General features: G+C 72.2%; 13 protein-coding genes and 1 pseudogene. 8 read left to right on the top strand and 6 right to left on the bottom strand.

Annotation, left to right across the window (positions count from 1 at the left end; genetic code table 11):
- Window positions 1-16: 16 nt before the first annotated feature.
- Both ACIO1C_RS12020 and ACIO1C_RS12015 read right to left on the bottom strand, forming a co-directional pair.
- The gene (locus ACIO1C_RS12020) at window positions 17-1618 is read right to left on the bottom strand and encodes an MFS transporter (RefSeq protein WP_401861531.1); all 1602 of its coding nucleotides are present in this window, start codon (window positions 1616-1618) and stop codon (window positions 17-19) included.
- Window positions 1619-1720: 102 nt separating this feature from the next.
- Window positions 1721-2488, bottom strand: coding sequence for a DUF2993 domain-containing protein (locus ACIO1C_RS12015; protein ID WP_401861528.1), 768 nt, complete (start codon window positions 2486-2488; stop codon window positions 1721-1723).
- A 163-nt stretch (window positions 2489-2651) separates the two neighbouring features.
- Here ACIO1C_RS12015 and ACIO1C_RS12010 point away from each other — a divergent pair, with 163 nt between their 5' ends.
- From ACIO1C_RS12010 to ACIO1C_RS11990, 5 genes are all read left to right on the top strand, one after another.
- Window positions 2652-3287 carry a TetR/AcrR family transcriptional regulator gene (locus ACIO1C_RS12010; RefSeq protein ID WP_401861525.1) on the top strand — a complete coding sequence of 212 codons (636 nt, stop codon included), beginning with the start codon at window positions 2652-2654 and terminating at the stop codon, window positions 3285-3287.
- 263 nt (window positions 3288-3550) lie between these two features.
- On the top strand, window positions 3551-6082 hold the full coding sequence (locus ACIO1C_RS12005) for a SpoIIE family protein phosphatase (protein ID WP_401861522.1): 2532 nt from the start codon (window positions 3551-3553) through the stop codon (window positions 6080-6082).
- Window positions 6083-6159: 77 nt separating this feature from the next.
- A complete protein-coding gene (locus ACIO1C_RS12000; RefSeq protein ID WP_401861520.1) occupies window positions 6160-7284 on the top strand; it encodes a sugar ABC transporter substrate-binding protein in 1125 nt (374 codons plus the stop codon).
- 16 nt (window positions 7285-7300) lie between these two features.
- Window positions 7301-8092: an ATP-binding cassette domain-containing protein gene (locus ACIO1C_RS11995; protein WP_401861518.1), complete on the top strand. Its 792-nt coding sequence runs from the start codon at window positions 7301-7303 to the stop codon at window positions 8090-8092.
- Window positions 8089-9288: a sugar ABC transporter permease gene (locus tag ACIO1C_RS11990; protein ID WP_401862173.1), complete on the top strand. Its 1200-nt coding sequence runs from the start codon at window positions 8089-8091 to the stop codon at window positions 9286-9288. Before ACIO1C_RS11995 ends, ACIO1C_RS11990 begins: the two co-directional genes overlap by 4 nt.
- A gap of 122 nt (window positions 9289-9410) precedes the next feature.
- Here the strand turns inward: ACIO1C_RS11990 and ACIO1C_RS11985 are convergent, their stop codons facing one another.
- The 4 genes from ACIO1C_RS11985 to ACIO1C_RS11970 all read right to left on the bottom strand — a co-directional run bounded on the left by ACIO1C_RS11985 (window position 9411) and on the right by ACIO1C_RS11970 (window position 13621).
- On the bottom strand, window positions 9411-10775 hold the full coding sequence (locus tag ACIO1C_RS11985) for an NtaA/DmoA family FMN-dependent monooxygenase (protein ID WP_401861515.1): 1365 nt from the start codon (window positions 10773-10775) through the stop codon (window positions 9411-9413).
- A gap of 10 nt (window positions 10776-10785) precedes the next feature.
- Complete coding sequence (locus ACIO1C_RS11980) at window positions 10786-11946, bottom strand: LLM class flavin-dependent oxidoreductase (protein WP_401861512.1); 1161 nt, start codon at window positions 11944-11946, stop codon at window positions 10786-10788.
- 37 nt (window positions 11947-11983) lie between these two features.
- Window positions 11984-13285, bottom strand: a complete 1302-nt coding sequence (locus tag ACIO1C_RS11975; protein WP_401861509.1) for an MFS transporter — start codon at window positions 13283-13285, stop codon at window positions 11984-11986.
- Between the two features lie 195 nt (window positions 13286-13480).
- Window positions 13481-13621 carry a putative leader peptide gene (locus ACIO1C_RS11970; protein ID WP_401861507.1) on the bottom strand — a complete coding sequence of 47 codons (141 nt, stop codon included), beginning with the start codon at window positions 13619-13621 and terminating at the stop codon, window positions 13481-13483.
- A gap of 375 nt (window positions 13622-13996) precedes the next feature.
- Here ACIO1C_RS11970 and ACIO1C_RS11965 point away from each other — a divergent pair.
- The 3 genes and pseudogenes from ACIO1C_RS11965 to ACIO1C_RS11955 form a co-directional block, all read left to right on the top strand.
- Window positions 13997-14983, top strand: a pseudogene (locus ACIO1C_RS11965) (PLP-dependent cysteine synthase family protein); the annotation flags it as partial.
- A 478-nt stretch (window positions 14984-15461) separates the two neighbouring features.
- Window positions 15462-16745, top strand: a complete 1284-nt coding sequence (locus ACIO1C_RS11960) for an NtaA/DmoA family FMN-dependent monooxygenase (protein ID WP_401861504.1) — start codon at window positions 15462-15464, stop codon at window positions 16743-16745.
- A 66-nt stretch (window positions 16746-16811) separates the two neighbouring features.
- On the top strand, window positions 16812-17906 hold the full coding sequence (locus ACIO1C_RS11955; protein WP_401861502.1) for an FAD-dependent oxidoreductase: 1095 nt from the start codon (window positions 16812-16814) through the stop codon (window positions 17904-17906).
- The last annotated feature ends 4 nt before the right edge of the window (window positions 17907-17910 follow it).

The following is a 17910-nucleotide window of genomic DNA, read 5'->3' as shown; positions in this document are numbered from 1 at the left end:
TGACGGCAGTTGGTCCTCAGGCGACCGGTGTCTTCGCGCTGTCGGCCTCGCTGGCCGCGTCGGGTGCTGTGGTGTGCTTGCGGCCCGGGAGGAGGGCCAGGACGATCATCGTGCCCGCCGCCATGATGATGCCGCCGATCAGGCTGGTGGTGGCGATGGCGTCGGAGAACGCGGTGTGGGCCGCCGAGACGAGGCCTTGGACCTGGGCCGGGGTCGCCCGGGGGTTCTGTGTCATCTCCTGGGCGACGGCGAGGGCTCCGCCGATGGAGTCGCGGGCGACGTCGAGGGGCTCTGCGGGAAGTGCCTTGCCCACGGCGTCCGTCAGGTTGTCGCGGTACGAAGTCGCCAGCAGGGAGCCGAGGATGGCGATGCCCAGCGAGCCGCCCAGTTCGAGGGCGGTGTCGTTGACGCCTCCGCCCACGCCCAGTTCGTTCTCGGGGAAGAAGCCCATGATGGTGTCGGTGCAGGGCGCGACGCTCAGTCCGACGGCGAAGCCGAGCAGGATGAAGGGGGCGAGGAAGCTGCTGTACGTGGAGCCCGCGTCGACACGGGTCAGGAGCAGCACGGCGACCGTGCCGATGGCCATGCCCGTGACCACCATCGTCCGCATGCCGAGCAGCGGCGTCAGGCGCCCGGTCACCGCCGCGGCGACACACACGCCTCCGGCGAGCGGGAGCATCCGGATGCCCGTTTCGAGGGGGCTGTAGCCCAGGACGAACTGGAGGTGCTGGGTGACGTAGTAGATGGCGCCGAACGTGCCCAGGAAGAACATCAGGACGGCGATCGTCGATCCGCTGAACGCGCGGTCCCGGAACTTGCGCACGTCGAGCACCGGGTGCGGATGGCGCAGTTCCCAGACGACGAAGCCGATGATCCCGAGAGCGGCGACGACGGCCGCCGCCACCGGACCCGTACCCCACCCGAAGTGCGGCCCTTCGATGATGGCGTACACCAGCGCTCCGATGGCGACGATGGACAGCAGGCCGCCGACGACGTCGATCCGGCCCATGTCGCGGGCGCGGGACGGGGGAACCAGCACGAAGGCGCCCACGATCGCCGCCAGCGCGATCGGCACGTTGATGAGGAACGTCGAGCCCCACGCGTGGTCCTCCAGCAGCCACCCGGCGATGAGCGGTCCGAAGGCGACGCCGAGACCGGAGGTGGCCGTCCAGGCGGTGATCGCCCGTGCCCGTTCGTCGCGCGGGAAGGTCGCCACCAGCAGCGACAGCGTCGCCGGCATGATCACCGCGGCTCCGACGCCCATGACGGCCCGAGACGCGATGACCGCACCCGTGGAGTCCGCCAGACTCCCCGTCACGGCGCCCGCCGCGAACACGACGAGGCCGGCCACCAGCGCGCCCCGGCGGCTGTACTTGTCCCCTATCGCGCCCAGGAGCAGCATCAGCGCCGCGTAGGGAACGGTGTACGCGTCGATGACCCACTGCAACCCGCTGCTGTCGAGGCCGAGGTCCCGGGTCATGTCGGGCGCGGCCACGATGAGCGCGGTGTTGGCCATCACGATGATCAGCAGACTCAGGCACAGCACCAGGAGCGCCCACCACCGCTTGGAGTAGGGGGTGCGCATGTGGTCGACCGGGGTCGAGGCGAGGAGAGGCATGGCAGCTCCTTCAGGGACCGGTGGTTCTTATTTGCTCAGCGATGTGCACGTTAGCTTCTTGCTCACCGGCGTGCAAATATCGAGCCCGAGAGCCCGAGAGCCTCAGCCCTCCCCCTCGGCGGCGCGGGCCGACCCGTCCGTCGCGAAGGTGACGTCATGACCGGAGAGTGCGGCGGTGAGGCCGGACGGCCCGCTGGACACGCGGTCGAGGGCCAGTCCGTGCGGGATGTTCCGCAGCGGGACCGTCCGGCGGAAGACGCCCTCGATGAGATCCCGCGCGGCTGCGGGCAGTTGACGGGATTCGACCCGCACGTCCTCGAAGGCGATGCTCGCGGGGCCGCCCTTCACCACCCGGGCGCTGACCCGGAACTCCCCGATCAGGGGCGCGTCCACGCTCGCCACGACCCACCCGGCCGTCGGGGCGGCCGCCACTTCGACGCCCAGCGCGTCGGACAGGTCCCGGTAGGTGACGTAGGCCGTGGCCGAGGCGGAACGGGCGGACGCGGTCCGCGCGTCGGCGTTCCGGCGCAGGTCCGTCATATGGACGTCCAGGTCGGACACGGCGACCGGACTGTCCGCGCTCGCCGGAACGCTGGCGGAGATGTCCACCCGATCCAGGGTGCCCCGGGCCAGTTGGGGCGCGAACGGCCGGCCCTGGACGCGGACCTGCGGAGTTGTGGTGGCGCCCGTCGCCTCCTGGAAGGCCTGCGCGGTCCGCCACTCCACGTAGCGGAGGGCGGAGAAGTCGGCGCCGGCGGCCAGCAACGGGAGGGCCGCCAGCGCCGGGACGAGCACCCGCGGTCGCCGCCACCACAGCCACCACCGCCGCCACCGAGGACCGGCCGTATCGACGTTGTCGACCTTGAACATGCGTCCGCCTTTCGCCACCACCGCACACGATCTGACTATTTGCTCATCACCGGGCAAGTTATCTTCTTGCTCAGGTGCGTGCAAATATCGCGCCTCACCCTTAGCGTCCCGGCCCCGCCGGAAGATTGCGACTCTGCCCATCGATGTGCAGACTGGATCTCCCATGACAAAGACCGCCCCCGAGCCCCAGCGCCGCAACGCCCGCGCGAACCGGGCACGCATCCTGGCCGTCGCCCAGGTCGAACTGAGCCGTAACCCCGACGCGACGCTGGAAGAGGTCGCCCGGGCCACCGGGGTCGTACGCCGCACCGTCTTCGGGCACTTCCCGGGGCGCCCCGCCCTGCTGGAGGCCGTGGCCCAGGAGGTGTCGCAGGTCCTGGGCGAGGCGGTGGAGGCGGCCGTGTCGCCGGACGACCCGCCCGAGCGGGCGCTGGCCAGGTTCGTCCTCGGCATCTGGCCCGTGGGCGACCGCTACCGGATGCTGATCGGGCTGGCCCGGCGCGATCTGGGGATCGAGCGGGTCTCGGAGGTGCTCGCCCCCGCGCGCGAGAGGGTCACGAGCATCCTGGAGCGGGGACAGTCCGTCGGCGCGCTCCCCGCGCACGTGCCCCCGCGCGTGCTCAGTACGGCCCTGGAGGCCATGGCGCTGTCGCTGATCGAGAGCGTCGGCGCGGAGGCCTGGCAGGACGACGGTACGGCGACGGCGACGGCGACGCTGATCGCGGCGGGCGTCCCCGCGCGGCGGGCGGAGGCCGAGGTGCACGACCTCTCCGCGCTGCTGGCCCGTACGGCGAAGTAGCGTCGCAGAGGGCGCGGCGGTTCCCCGGCCCTGGGCGGAACGGTCCTCCACACCGGCCGGCGCGCCCGCGCGGGCGCGCCGGCGCGCAGCTCGTGGCGTCGCGGTGATGGCGCTCGGGCGGGACAGCGGCAAAACTGGTGGTATCCGGCACGACGATGCCCCGGACCGTACGGACGACGAGGACGTCCCCGTACCGATGGCGCCGCCGGACTGGCCCCCACGTACGCCGCGAGTGGATGATGGGACGTAGGTGATACTGCGGAATGTCCGGTGATGGTGGCACCGAGGTCGAAGTCCCGAGGCTGTGGGCGGACCCGGCAGGCGGGGCCGGCAGCGGTCTGCCGCCGGGCACGGACGAGCAGGAGGCCGTCGCGGGGCAGATGCTGGCGTTCGCCGGCGCCGCGCTCGTCGCCGTCTACGTCCTGGACGCGGGCGGAAGGGGGCTGCGGCTGGCCCAGTCGTCCGGGCGGCTGCGCGACCGGATCCCGCTGCCGGACGTGTACGCCCTGTCGAGCAGGTCGCCGGTCACCGACGCGTACTGCACCGGCCACCCCGTCTGGCTCGGCCCCGGCGAACTCGCCTCGTACGGCGAGACAGGACAGCGGACCCTCCCGGTCGACATCTCGCTGGGCGCGCTGCCGTGGCGGCTGGGCTGCCTGCTCGTGGTGGACGACGACGAAGGGGGCTTTGACGTCGAGCGGCGCGATTTCCTGGAGGTGTACGCCGACCAGGTCGCCGCGCGGCTCGAAGCGCACGGTGAGCCGGGCAGTGTCCTGACCGCCGGCCGCCCGCCGCCGACGGTCCTGCCCGCCGCCCCTCCCGACGCGCTGCGGATCGGGAAGTTCAGCCTCGTCCTCAGCACCGGGCGGATCGAGGCGGACGCCCGGGCCCTCGAACTGGTCGACATGGCGCCGGACGACTTCGACGGCCGCGTGGAGACCCTCCTGGCGCACTGCGTCCCTGACGACCTGCCCGCGCTGATGTCCCTGATGGAACCGGGCAAGGTGACCTCGGGCAGCCGGGAACTGGAGTTCCGCGTCCGCCGGGTCACCGGCGAGCTGCGCTGGCTCCAACTGCGCTGCCGTGTGGTGGCCGACAGCTCCGGCCGGCCGGACCGGGTGGTGGGCGTGGTCGCCGACGCCCACGCGCTGCGGCCCAGCGCCGACGAGGTGTCCCGCGTGCAGCGGCTCGCCGCGGCGCTGGCGGGCGCGATGAGCGTCCGGGACGTGGGCCGGGTGCTGGTCGCCGCGCTGCGCGGTCCGCTGGGGGCCGACCGGGTGGCCTTCGCCGAGATCGAGTCCGACCGGCTGGTCGTCCTCGCGCTCGATCCGCCGGAGCACTCCGCGTGGCCGGACGTCTGGCAGTCGGAGTGGCGTTCGGAATGGCCCGACCTGCCGATCCGGTCCCTTCCCACCCTGGCGGACACGCTGCGCGAGGGCCGGGTCAGCCTGTGGCCGGAAGGCCCGGCGAGCGAGGACGGTCTCGCGGACGTCGGTCCCGGCGGGCTCGCCGTCCTGCCGCTCCCCGCCGAGGGGCGGGTGGTCGGCGCCTGCCTGGTGGGCTGGGACGAGCCGCACGAGTTCCGCCCCGAGGAACGCTCCCTGCTCACCGCCACGGCGGGCCTGGTGGGGCAGGCGCTCAAGCGCGCCCGCGCCTTCGACGCCGAGCACGAACTCGCCACCACGCTCCAGCGCAGCCTGCTGCCCCGCAGGCTCCCGGCGCTGGCCGGCGGGGTGGCCGTCGCCCGCTACCTCCCCGCGATGGCGGGACTCGCCGTGGGCGGCGACTGGTACGACGTCATCCCGCTGTCCGAGGGGCGGGTCGCCCTGGTCATCGGCGACGTCCAGGGACACAGCGCCGCCGCCGCGACGATCATGGGCCAGATGCGTACGGCGATCAGGGCGTACGCGGTCGAGGGCCACCCGCCGGACGTGGTCTTCTCGCACGCCAACCGTCTCCTCGTCGGCATGGAGACCGACCTCTTCGCCACCTGCTGCTACGTCGAGCTGGACATGGAGGAGGGCGACGCCTGGTTCGTACGGGCGGGGCACCTCCCGCCGCTGCTGCGTCACCCGGACGGCTCCACCGAGGAGATGACAACCGAGGGCGGGCCCCCGCTGGGTGTCCTCGCGGACGCGGAGTTCCCCATGACCACGCTCGGGCTGGCCCCCGGCACGGTCCTCGCCCTGCTGACCGACGGCCTGGTCGAGTCCCAGATCCTCCACCTGGAGGACGGCATGCGGCGGATGTGCGAGGTGCTCGGCTCCACCGACACGTCCGACCCCGGCCGGATGGCCGACACGATGCTCGGCGGCGGCGGGCGGCGCGACGACGACGTGGCGCTGCTGCTGATGCGCTACGACGGGATGAAGGTCCGCCCGGTCCGGGCCAGCTGGACGGTGTGGCGGCTGCCGGACGCGGTCATGCACGCGCGCCGTTTCACCGCGCGCACCCTGCGCACCTGGAGCCTGTCCGACGAGGCCGACGTGGTGCTCCTCATCGTCTCCGAGATGGTCACCAACGCCTTGGTGCACACCCAGGGATCGGTACGCCTCGACCTCGCGCTGGCCGCGGACCGGCTGCGGATCGCCGTGACCGACGGGTCCCCGCGGGCGCCCGCCAAACCGGTGATCGTCGACTGGGAGTCCACCGGCGGGCGCGGCATCCTGCTGGTCGAGGCGATGTCGGCGGCCTGGGGTTCGGTGCCGGTGAGCGGCGGCAAACAGGTGTGGAGTGAAATCACGGTGCCGCCACGCGAGGCGCCGGGCCCGGACGCCGGGCCCGTGGCAGGGTAGGCCGCGTCCGACCTGCCCGTACCGCCTCCGGTCGCGGGTCAGGAGGGCGCCGTCGAACGGGCGAGGAGGAACTCCGGGTGTTCCGGACCGCAGCACGTACCGGGCTCCGTCCCACCACCGTCACCCTCGCCGTCTCGGTGGTGGCCGCGGGCCTCGCCCTCTCCGCCTGCGGCGACGGCGGTGGGAGCGGCGGGGGCAACGGTTCGAGTGACAGCGGTGTGACGATCGGCCTGCTGCTCCCGGACAGCCGTGCCTCGCGCTGGGAGAAGTTCGACAGGCCGCTGATCGAGCGCCGGGTCAAGCAGCTGTGCGACAACTGCCGGGTCAGGTACGGCAACGCACGGGGCGATGTGGCGGCCCAGCAGCAGCAGGTGGACTCCATGATCACCCAGGGGGTCGACGCCCTGATCCTCACCCCCGTCGACGCCAAGGCGCTGACCTCCTCGGTCAAGGAGGTGAAAGCGGCGAACATCCCGGTCATCTCGTACGACCGGCTGAGCGAGGGCCCGATCTCCGGGTACGTCTCCTTCGACGGTGAGCAGGTCGGCAGGCTCCAGGGAACGGCCCTGCTCAAGGCCCTCGGCCCGCACGCGGCCGACCGCCAGATCGTGATGATGAACGGCGACCCGTCCGCGGACCCCAACGCGAACCTGTTCAAGCGGGGCGCCCTCTCCGTCCTGCGCGGGAAGGTGCGCATCGGCAAGTCGTACGACACCGCGGGCTGGAAGCCGGAAGTCGCCAACAGCAACATGTCGGGCGCGATCGGGTCCCTCGGCGCCGACCACATCAACGGGGTGTACGCCGCCAACGACGGTCTCGCCGCCGGTGTCATCGCGTCCCTCAGGGCGAACGTCGTCAGGCCGCTGCCGCCCGTCACCGGCCAGGACGCCGAGCTGCCCGCCGTACAGCGCATCGTCGTCGGTAGTCAGTACATGACGGTGTACAAGCCCTTCGCACCCGAGGCCGATGCCGCCGCCGAGATGGCCCTCACCCTGGGCCGGGGCCAGAAGCTCGGCAAGAAGGCCCCCGACCGGGTGAACAGCCCCACCACCGAGGACATCCCGGCCGTCCTGCTCGACGGGATCACGGTGACCGTCGGCACCATCAGGAGCACCGTCGTCAAGGACGGCATGTACACGATTGGCCAGATCTGCTCTCCGAGGTTCGCGTCGGCGTGCGAGAAGGCCGGACTCACCACGTAACGGGGTGAGGAGGGAGTTGGTGACCGTGACCGCCGCGCCCCTGCTGGCCGTGCGAGGTGTCTCCAAGCGCTACGGCGCCGTGCAGGCGCTCACGGACGTCGAGCTGGAGGTCCGGGCCGGTGAGGTCGTCGCGCTGATGGGCGACAACGGCGCCGGCAAATCCACGCTCGTCAAGGTGATCGCGGGGGTCGACCCCGCCGACACGGGAGTGATCGAGTGGGAGGGACGGCCCGTACGGATCAAGCGCCCCCACGACGCCAAGGACCTGGGCATCGCGACGGTCTTCCAGGACCTGGCGCTCTGCGACAACCTCGACATCGTCGGCAACCTGTTCCTCGGCCGTGAGATCAGCAGGTGGGGCATCCTCGACGAGGTCGAGATGGAACGCCGTACCCGCGAACTGCTGGAGACGACGCTGCCCCTCCACGTCCCCCATGTGCGCGTCCGGGTCGCCTCGCTGTCCGGAGGGGAGCGGCGGACCGTCGCCCTCACCCGCTCGCTCCTCGGCGCGCCGAAGATGCTCCTCCTGGACGAGCCCACCGCCGCGCTCGGCATCCAGCAGACCGTCCGGGTCCTCGACCTGGTCGAGCGGCTCCGCGACCAGGGCCTCGGCGTGCTGATCATCAGTCACAACATGGGGGACATCAAGGCCGTCGCCGACCGGGTGGCGGTCCTGCACCTCGGCCGCAACAACGGCTCCTTCGACGTGGGCACCACCTCCCAGGAACAGATCCTCGCGTCCATGACCGGCGCGACGCGCAGCGCCGTGACCCGTCGCCCGCCGGGCGTGGGGAGGGACGAGTCCTGAGTACGTTCGTCACGGCCCTCACCCGCCCCGCCCGGGCGTTCGGGCGCAGACTCGGCAGCGGCGAACTCGGCTCGGTCCCCGCGGTGGCCGGGCTCGTCGTGATCTGGATCGTCTTCCAGAGTCTCAACTCCCGCTTCCTCTCGCCCCGCAACCTGTCCAACCTCAGCGTGGACATCGTCGGCACCGGACTGATCGCGGTCGGGATCGTCTTCGTGCTGCTGATCGGGGACATCGACCTGTCGGCCGGTTCGGTCAGCGGCCTCGCGGCGGCCGTGTTCGCGGTGCAGAACGTGCTCCACGGGGTGACCGAGTGGGTGGCGGTGGTGGTCGCCGTGCTCGTCGGGACGGCCGTCGGCGCCTTCCAGGGGTACATCGTGGCGAGGGTCGGCGTACCGGCGTTCGTGGTGACGCTCGCCGGGCTGCTGGGCTGGAGCGGCCTCATGCTCTACATCCTGGGCACCAGCGCCACGATCAACCTGGACGACCAGGGCTTCGTCGCTCAGCTGACCAGCTATTACTTCCACGACGACGGGGTCGCGTACGGCCTGGCGGCCTTCGGCACCGCCGCGTTCCTCCTGGTGTCCTGGCGGGAGAGACAGCGTCGCAAGGGCGCCGGGATGCCCTCCAGGCAGCTCGCCGAGACCTGGGTGCGTACGGCGGTGGTGGCGGTCATCGCGTTCGCCGCCGCCGCCGTGCTCAACCGGTTCCAGGGCATGCCGCTGGCCCTTCTCATCTTCCTCGTCCTGATCGCGGCGCTGGACATCCTCCTTCGCCGTACGCCGTACGGACGGAAGGTGTACGCCATCGGCGGCGGCGTCGAGGCCACCCGGCGCACCGGGGTCCACGTGGTGCTGGTGCGGATCTCGGTCTTCATGGTGTCCGGGACGATGGCGGCGGTGGGCGGACTGTTCCTGGCCTCCCGGATCACGGCGGCGAACCAGACGTCGGGCTCCGTCATGCTGCTGATGAACGCGATCGCCGCGGCGGTCGTCGGGGGCGCCAGCCTGTACGGCGGACGCGGGACGACCTGGTCGGCGCTGCTCGGCATCCTGGTCATCCAGTCGATCGCCTCGGGCATGGCGCTGCTGGGCATCCAGTCGGCCGTACAGCTCATGATCACCGGGGGTGTGCTGCTCGCCGCGGTGGTCATCGACTCGCTGTCGCGGCAGTCGCAACAGGCGCACGGCAGGGCCTGATCCGGGTACGGGGGCCGGCCGTGCCGTGCGCCTGTCTGCGCCTGTCTGCGCCTGTCGCAAGCCTGTCGTGCGCCTGCCGTGCGCCTGCCGTGCGCCTGCCGTGCGCCTGCTTGTGCCGGGGATCAGGCGCTCGAGGCCGGGGGAAGCGGCGGCAGGTCGAGGAGTTCGCGCAGGGTGGTGCCCTCGTACTCGGTGCGGTAGACACCCCGTTCCTGGAGTTCCGGGACGAGCTTGTCGACGATGTCCGTGAGGGAGGCGGGGAGCAGGTGCGGCAGGAGGTTGAAGCCGTCGACGGCCCGGGTGCGGACGTACCGGGTCCACTCGTCGGCGACCGTCGAAGGGGTGCCGACGAAGGACGGATGGCCCGGCGACACCTCCAGCACCAACTCGCGGATCGACAGGCCCCGTTCGGCCGTGAGGTCGCGCCACTTCTGGATCAGGGCCAGCTTGCCGCTGCGGTGCGAGATCGAGATCGTCCCCCGGGAGGGGTCGAGTTCGTCCTCGCTGGGCTCGATGGCGGGCAACGGCCCGTCCGGGTCGTAGGCGGAGAGGTCCGTGCCCCAGTACTGCTCCAGGAAGGCGATCGCCCGGGGTCCGTTGACCTGCTCCCTCCGTACCCACCGGGCCTTCTCCTCCGCCTCGGCCGGTGTGTCGCCGAGGATGAGGCTCGCGCCCGGCAGGATCCGCAGCGAGTCCGGTGTGCGGCCGTGGCGGGCCAGCCGTTCGCGCAGGTCGGCGGCGTACGCGACGGCCTTGCCGTACTCGGTGTTGGCGGAGAAGACCACGTCGGCGTGGCGGGCGGCCAGTTCGCGGCCGCCGTCCGAGTCCCCGGCCTGGAACAGCACGGGACGGCCCTGCCCGCTGCCCGGCACGGTGGCCGTGGCGCGCAGCCGTACGAGGTCTGTGTCCCGCTCGACCGGGGTGACGGAACCGGGCCTGGCCCAGCTCGCGGCCTGCCCGTCGGGCGCGACGGCGTCCGGGGCCCAGGACGACCACAGGGCCTTGGCCGCTTCGACGAACTCCCCGGCGCGGTCGTAACGGCGTTCGTGCTCCAGCCAGCCGCCGTGACGGAAGTTGGCGCCCGTCCAGGCGTTGTCGGTGGTGACGATGTTCCAGCCGGCCCGGCCCTCGGACAGCAGGTCCAGGCTCGCCAGCCGGCGGGCCAGATCGGCCGGATAGTTGTACGTGGTGTTCTGGGTGGCCACCAGGCCGATCCGCTCGGTGACGGCGGCGAGCGCGGACAGCTGGGTGATCGCGTCGGGGCGGCCGGCGACGTCGAGGTCGAAGACCCGGCCCCGGTTCTCCCGTACCCGCAGTCCCTCACCGAGGAAAAACGCGTCGAACAGGCCGCGTTCGAGGGTCTGCGCGATCTCCACGAACGTGTCGATCGCCGTGTGGGGGAGCGCGTCCGGGTCGGTCCAGATCAACTGCGGCCCGACGCCCGTGAAGAAGACGCCGAGATGGAGCTGGGGCGGGGTTTCGGTCATGGCACTCACCTCAGGCGTGGGTGGCCGCGGGGGCGGCGAAGCGGTTGGCGGGACGGGGAAGACCGAGTGTTTCGCGCAGGGTGCCGCCGGGGCGGGGGGTGTGCCGCAGGCCCTCGGCGGCCAGTTCCGGCAGCACGCGCCCGATCAGGACCGGCAGGTCGACGGCGAGGACGGCGGGGTGCAGCCTGACCCCGTCGACCGACTCGGCCAGCCGGCGCAGCAGGCCGACCAGCGCCTCCGGGGAGCCCACGTGGCGCAGCCGTCCGGTCTCGGGCCAGTCGGCGGCTTCGTTGAGTGCGGCGAGCCGGTCGGCGGCCGGGGCGCCGGCGTCGAGGACCACCTCCACCTCGGCGAACACCAGCGGCGCGCCGGACTCCCTGGCCGTGGCCGCGCGGGCGGCGACGGCGGCGAGGTCGGGCCGCGCCACGAGGACCACGTCGGCGCGTGGGTCGGCCTCCAGCGCGTCCGGGACCAGGACGACCACCTGGCCCTGCGGCGGGCGCGGGGTGATCAGGGGGCCCTTGACGGTGAAGGACGCGCCCTCGAAGTCGATGTGATGCACCCGGTCCGAGTCCAGGTAACGGCCGGTCGCGGCGTCCTTGATGACCGCGTCGTCCTCCCACGAGTCCCACAGGGCACGGGCGGTGTCGATGACGTCGGCGGTCTCGCGGACCAGCCCGGCGGTGGGGAGCGCCGCTCCGCCGACGGTGGCGAGGGCGACTTCGCCGGCCGCCGCGCCGACCACCCAGCCGGCCCGGCCGTGCGAGGCGTGGTCCAGACTCGCCAGCTGGGTGTCGAGGTGGAACGGTTCCGTGGGGGCGATGTGCAGGACGGGCGCGAGGCCGATCCGGTCGGTGAGGAGGGAAACGTGGGCGGCGCGGGTTCCGGCCTCGATCCGGCCGGCCGGTCCTGTGGCGTCGGACGGGCCGGCGTCCGGGCCGTTGTCCGGCCCCGCGTCAGGCCCCGCGCCGGGCGGCAGGGGTGAGTCGGCGAAGGTGACGAGGCTGAAGCCGCCGTCCTCGGCCGCGGCGACCACGTCCCTCAGCGCCCGGGGAGTCAGGACGGCGCCGGGCGGGCGCCCCGAGTGGCGCCAGGCGGCGGGGTGGGCGCCGTCGCCGTCGGCCTCCAGCGCGAGGTGCAGGTGGGGAAGAGCGTCGTCGTGGTCGGTCATGGGGAATACCTCCGGGTGAAGTGGTCCACGAATGCGGCTAGTCGGCGGATGTCGTGGGGGTGGGAGAGCGCGGCGGGACGGGCGCGGGCTCGGCGGCCGGCACGCCTCCGTCCGCCCGAGGGGTGAGGGCCTGGTGCCGTACCAGCCAGAGAGCCACGGTGACGGCGGCCAGGACGGCCGCCCCGCCCCCCGACGCCAGTCCCCAGCGCACGCCGGCGTGCTCGGAGATCCAGCCGATCACGGGACCGCCGAGAGGAGCGCCCCCCATCGAGATCACCGTGTAGACGGCCATCACCCGGCCGCGCATGGCGTCGCTGACCTCCGACTGGACGAAGGCGCTGACCGCCGTGTTCAGCGTCATCAGCGTGAATCCGGCCGGCAGCAGCATGAGCAGGAAGGCGGGGTACGAGGGCATGAGCGCGGCCAGCGCCTCGCTGACACCGAACAGCACCGCGCCGACGACCACGGTCCGCACGCGGGGCGAGGCACGGCGGGTGGCGACGAGTGTCCCGGCGACCGTACCGACGGACAGCGCGGTCGACATGAATCCGAGCCCGCTGGAACCGACGTCGAAGACCCGGCCGGCGAACAGCGTCAGGGTGGTGGAGAAGTTGACCGCGAAGGTGGCGACCAGGCCGAAGATCGTGAACACGCCGACCAGTTCGGGCCGCGCGGCCACGTAGCGCAGCCCGGCCGCGCCCGCGCCCGCCCACGGTGGCCGCTCCCCCGGGCTCCGTACCGCCTTCGGACGGATCGTCAGCAGGCCCACGGTCACGACCGTGAAGGACACGGCGTTCAGCGCGAACACCCAGCCCGTACCGATCACGGCGATCAGTACACCGGCGATCGCGGGTCCGATCAGACGGGCGGCGTTCAGGGACAGGATGTTGAGGCCCGCCGCGTTGGCGATCAGGGAGGGGCCGACCAGTTCCGTGACGAAGGAGAGCCGCGCGGGGTTCTCCACCGTGAACACACAGCCCAGCGCGAACGACAGCAGGTAGATCCACCACAGCGGCGCGTGTCCTGACAGGACGGTGACCGTGAGGAGGAGTGCCTGGACCGCGTAGAGCGACTGGGCCCACAACAGCAGGGTGCGCCGGTCGTACCGGTCGGCGAGGACGCCTCCCCACAGGCCGAACAACAGGACGGGGGCGAACTGGAGGCCCGCCGCCCAGCCGACCGCGGTCCCGCTGTGCGTCAGGTCGAGTACGAACCAGTCCAGGGCGACGCCCTGCATGGCGGTGCCGGTGTTCGACACCAGGCCCGTACTCCAGTAGACGCGGTAGTCACGGACCCGCAGGGCGGCGAACACCCCTGATGACGCGGGGCTCTTGGACACCGTGAACCTCTCGGTGGGGTGGGGGCGCGGGTGGGACACGGCGGTCGCCGGAGAGGGGGGACGCGGGGGGGTGCGGCGGTACGCACGCCGGTGCGCCGCTACGCCGGTACGGGCGCGCGGGGCGCGGTCAGGGCGCGGTCGCAGTCGCAGTCGCGGAGCCGAACGGTACAAGCCGCACACGCGGCGAGGGCACGCTCAGCGGCCCGGAGACGTCCCCGTACACAGCGCGCTGCTCACGCGCAGCAGGTCGACGTGGCGCCGGGCGACGCCGAGTTCGAAGGACCCGCCGTGGTGCGGCATGCGACGGTCGCGTCCACCGGGGCGTCGCGCCTGCATACCGTTCACCTCGCCTCGCGGTTGTCGGGTCGATCGCCGGGCCGTCCGGGGCCCGATGCCTGCCGCCCGCCGAAGCGGGTGATCGCATTTCACGTTAACCGTTCGTCCCGGGTTGAACAATGCCGCCCGGAACCGGCGGAACCGCTCGGGTGGCCGCCGTGGCACGCCCCGCCATGTCCTCGGCGTACGACCCGACCGCCAATTTTTCATACGAGTGAAACGATGGGATCCGAGCCGCCCGGCTACCGTGGCCGGGTGATCACCCCGGGCCACGTGCCACTTCCGCGTCTCCCCTGACCTGCCCGTGGCGCGCCCGTGGGTGCGCCCGTGGACATCCCGGAACCGGCGACAGAGCCGTACACAAGGAGCACCGCATTGGACGTCCACGCTTCCCTGACCGACGCGGTCGGCAACACGCCGCTGGTGCGCCTCAACCGCGTCACCGACGGGGCCGTCGCACCGGTCTACGTGAAATTGGAGTACGTCAACCCTGGCGGCAGCGTGAAGGACCGCATCGCGCTGGCGATGGTCGAAGCGGCCGAGGAGGCCGGGGAACTGCTGCCCGGCGGCACCATCGTCGAGGGCACCTCGGGCAACACGGGCGTCGGCCTGGCCATGGTCGCGGCCCAGCGCGGCTACCGGTGTGTCTTCGCGATCCCGGAGAAGAGCAGCGCGGAGAAGGTCGCCGTCCTGCGTGCCTACGGTGCCGAGGTCGTCGTCTGCCCCAGCGACGTACCGCGCGAGCATCCCGATCATGTGCACTCGGTGGCCACGCGCGTGGCGGCCGAGACGCCGGGGGGCTGGCTGGCCAACCAGTACGACAACCCGGCCAATCCGCTTGCGCACTACCGCACCACAGGCCCTGAGATCTGGCGGCAGACCGACGGACGGATCACCCATCTGGTGTCCGGCATCGGCACCGGCGGCACCATCACCGGGACCGGTGAATTCCTCAAGGAGGTGAGCGGCGGCCGGGTGACGGTGGTCGGCGCCGACCCGGAGTCCTCGGTCTACTCGGGAGGTGACGGGAGCCCGTACTACGTGGAGAGCATCGGTCACTTCCGCCACCCGGAGACGGTGGACGACACCTGGCCGCAGTCCTACCACCCGGAGGTCGTGGACCGGTTCGAGCGGATCAACGACCGCGACTCCCTCCGGACGGCCCGGCGGCTGGCCCGCGAGGAGGGCCTGTTGGTCGGCGGCTCCGCCGGGACCGCCGTGGCCGCCGCGCTGCGGGTGGCGGCGGAACTGACCCCGGACGATCTGGTGGTCGCGCTGCTGCCGGACTCCGGCCGCAACTACCTCTCCAAGGTGTTCGACGACAACTGGCTGCGCGAGCTGGGCCTGCTGGACGAACCCGGTGCGTGACCGGGGAGGTTCGATCGGCGTCCTGTCTTCCGCCTCGTGGTCCGTCCCGTGAGACCCGCTCTTGACAAGCCCGCCCACCTGCCACGTACGTTCGTCCTGCTCACACCAGGACCGATGGGGAGTCACCGTGAAGGCATCGCACGTCAGGTCCGCCCTTTCCGGGCGGGGCCGCGCCGCGATCGCGCCGCCGGTCCGGACCAGGCGCCGGCATGTGGACCTGTGCCGGACCCACACCGCGCTCTGTCGCTGACCCTTCGGCGTTTCCCTTCCTCGTCGCCGCGTCTGCCTGACGTTGCCCTCGCCTGCCCGGACGCTGTCCGGCAGGCCCGTACACACCACTGACGGCCGATCGGCTCCGATCCGGCCTGTCCTGGTGTGGGTTCGCCCCAGCATTTCGCCGCCCCCCGATATCGCCGGCACCGGTGAGAATGGACCAGTCGTGAGCGCGAAGCGGCCCAGAACGCTGAAAACCGTGACCGGAGCCGGCGGTACGTCGGAGACGTACGACCTGGCGGTCGATCCGGCCCGGTCCACCCTCGACACCGCCGTACGCGTGGCGAAGCTCGCGGAGGCCGCGAGGATCGACGCGCTGTTCACCGCCGATCTGCTGAGCTTCGGTGCCCAGGGCGCGATCGGCTCCCAGGAGCCGCTGGTGTTCGTCTCGGCGCTGAGCCAGGTGACCTCGCGGATCGGCCTCATCGCCACCGTCTCGACCACGTTCCACCACCCCTTCAACCTGGCCCGGTTGTTCGGCACCCTCGATCACGTCAGCAACGGGCGGGCCGCCTGGAACCTGGTGACCTCGTCGATCGGTGAGGAGAACTTCGGGCCCGGCGACCTGCCCAGCCCGGAGGACCGGTACGCGCGCGCCGAGGAGTCGCTGGAGGTGGTCAATGCGCTGTGGGACAGCTGGGAAACGGGCGCGCTGACCGCCGGCGCGGACGGGAAGGCGGTGCTGGACCGCGACCGGGTGCGCCCGATCGACCACTCCGGCCGGTTCTTCACCGTGGCCGGCCCTCTGAACATCCCACCGCTGCCGCAACGCCGCCCGGTCCAGATCCAGGCCGGGCAGTCCGCGGCCGGGACGGCGCTGGGCGCCCGTTACGCCGAGATCGTCTTCACCTCCCTCCCGACCCTAGACATCGCGGTGGACTTCACCCGGAAGATCCGGGGCCAGGCCGAGCGGTGGGGACGGCCCGACGGGCTCCCGCTGATCTTCAGCTCGCTCCACGCCACGTACGGCTCCACCGAGGAGGAGGCGCGGCGGCTCGTACGCGAGAGGCGCGAGTCGATCGACTTCGAGCGTGGCCGCGCCCAGGTGGCCGACATGCTCGGCGGCGGAGTCGATCTGTCCGGGCTCCCGCTCGACGCGAAGCTGCCGGAGAGCCTGTTGCCCGACGTCACCTCGGTGAACCGGCGGCGCGGCCGGGTGGAGATCTTCGCCGGGTACGCGCGCCAGGGCTACACCCTCCGGGAACTGGTCGTCGCGGCCCAGGACACCGGTCACTGGGCGGTCGCCGGCACCCCCGGGCAACTCGCCGACGCCGTCGAGGAGCGGTTCCGGGCGGGTGTGCTGGACGTCATCACGCTGAGCGGCCTCGCGGACCCGCTCCAGCACGACTTCGTCGTCAACGGCCTGCTGCACGAACTGCGCAAGCGGAAGATCGTCGCCCCCGACTACACCGGCACCACCCTGCGGGAGAACCTCGGGCTCGAACTGCCGGCCCGCGAACCGGTTGCCGCCACCCGCACCTGACTGATCGTCACATTCGTTCGTCATATTCGTCCGCCATATTCGTTACGTGGAAAGGATGTCGACCCCGTGGTTCATCACATCGTCGTCGGAGGAGGGGCCATGGGCTCCTCGGCGGCCTGGCACCTGGCCGCACGGGGCGAACAGGTCACGCTCTTCGAGCAGTTCGGGCCCGGGCACGACCGGGGCAGTTCGTACGGCAGCTCGCGGATCTTCCGTCTGGCCTACGCCGACCCCTTCTACGTATCGCTGGCGGTACGGGCCCTGCCGCTGTGGCGCCGCCTCGAAGAGGAGACCGGACGCCAGGTGCTGGAGCTGACCGGCGCGGTCGACCACGGCCCGGCCGCCGCGACCTCCGCGCTCCACGACGTCCTCAGCGCGGCCGGCCGTCCGTCGGAGTTCCTCACCCCGGCGCAGGCCGCCGAGCGGTGGCCGGGGCTCCGGGCCGACACCACCGCGCTGTTCCATCCCGAGGCCGGCCGGGTGCACGCCGACCGCGCGGTCGCGGCGTTCCAGCAGGCCGCTCGGCAGCACGGCGCACGCATCCGGCACGGTGTGAAGGTGACGAAGCTGTCGGTACGCGGCGGGCGCGCCGAGATCGTGACCGACGACGAGGAGGCGTTCACCGCCGACTCGGTGGTGGTAGCGGTCGGGGGCTGGGCGCCGGGCCGGCTGTCCGGGCTCGTGTCCGGCCTGCCGCCGATGCGGGTCACCCAGGAGCAGCCCGCGCACTTCCCGGCAGCGGACGCGCTCGGCTGGCCGAGCTTCATCCACCATCCCGGGGCCGGGCTCGCGGACGAGGGCGGGATCTACGGACTCGGCAGCGACGACGGGGTCAAGGTCGGGTTCCACGGGGTCGGGCCCGTCGTCGATCCGGACCACCGGGACCGTACCGTCGTCCCTCGCGCACTCGCGGAGATCCAGCGGTACGCCGAGCGCTGGCTGCCCGGCGTGGACGCCACGGCGCCGGTGGCGAGTACCTGCCTCTACACCACCACCCCCGACCACAACTTCGTCATCGACCGTGAGGGGCCCCTGACCGTGCTGGCCGGTTTCTCCGGACACGGTTTCAAGTTCGCCTCGGTCATCGGGGAACTCGCCGCCGACCTGGTCGGCGGGGCGCCGGGCCCGAGCCGGTTCGCACTCGGGCCGCGCGTCGGCTGAGCCC

Origin of the sequence: Streptomyces sp. NPDC087420 (assembly GCF_044744165.1) — a bacterium.
Lineage (GTDB): Bacteria > Actinomycetota > Actinomycetes > Streptomycetales > Streptomycetaceae > Streptomyces.
This window is presented reverse-complemented; position numbering and strand designations above follow the sequence as displayed.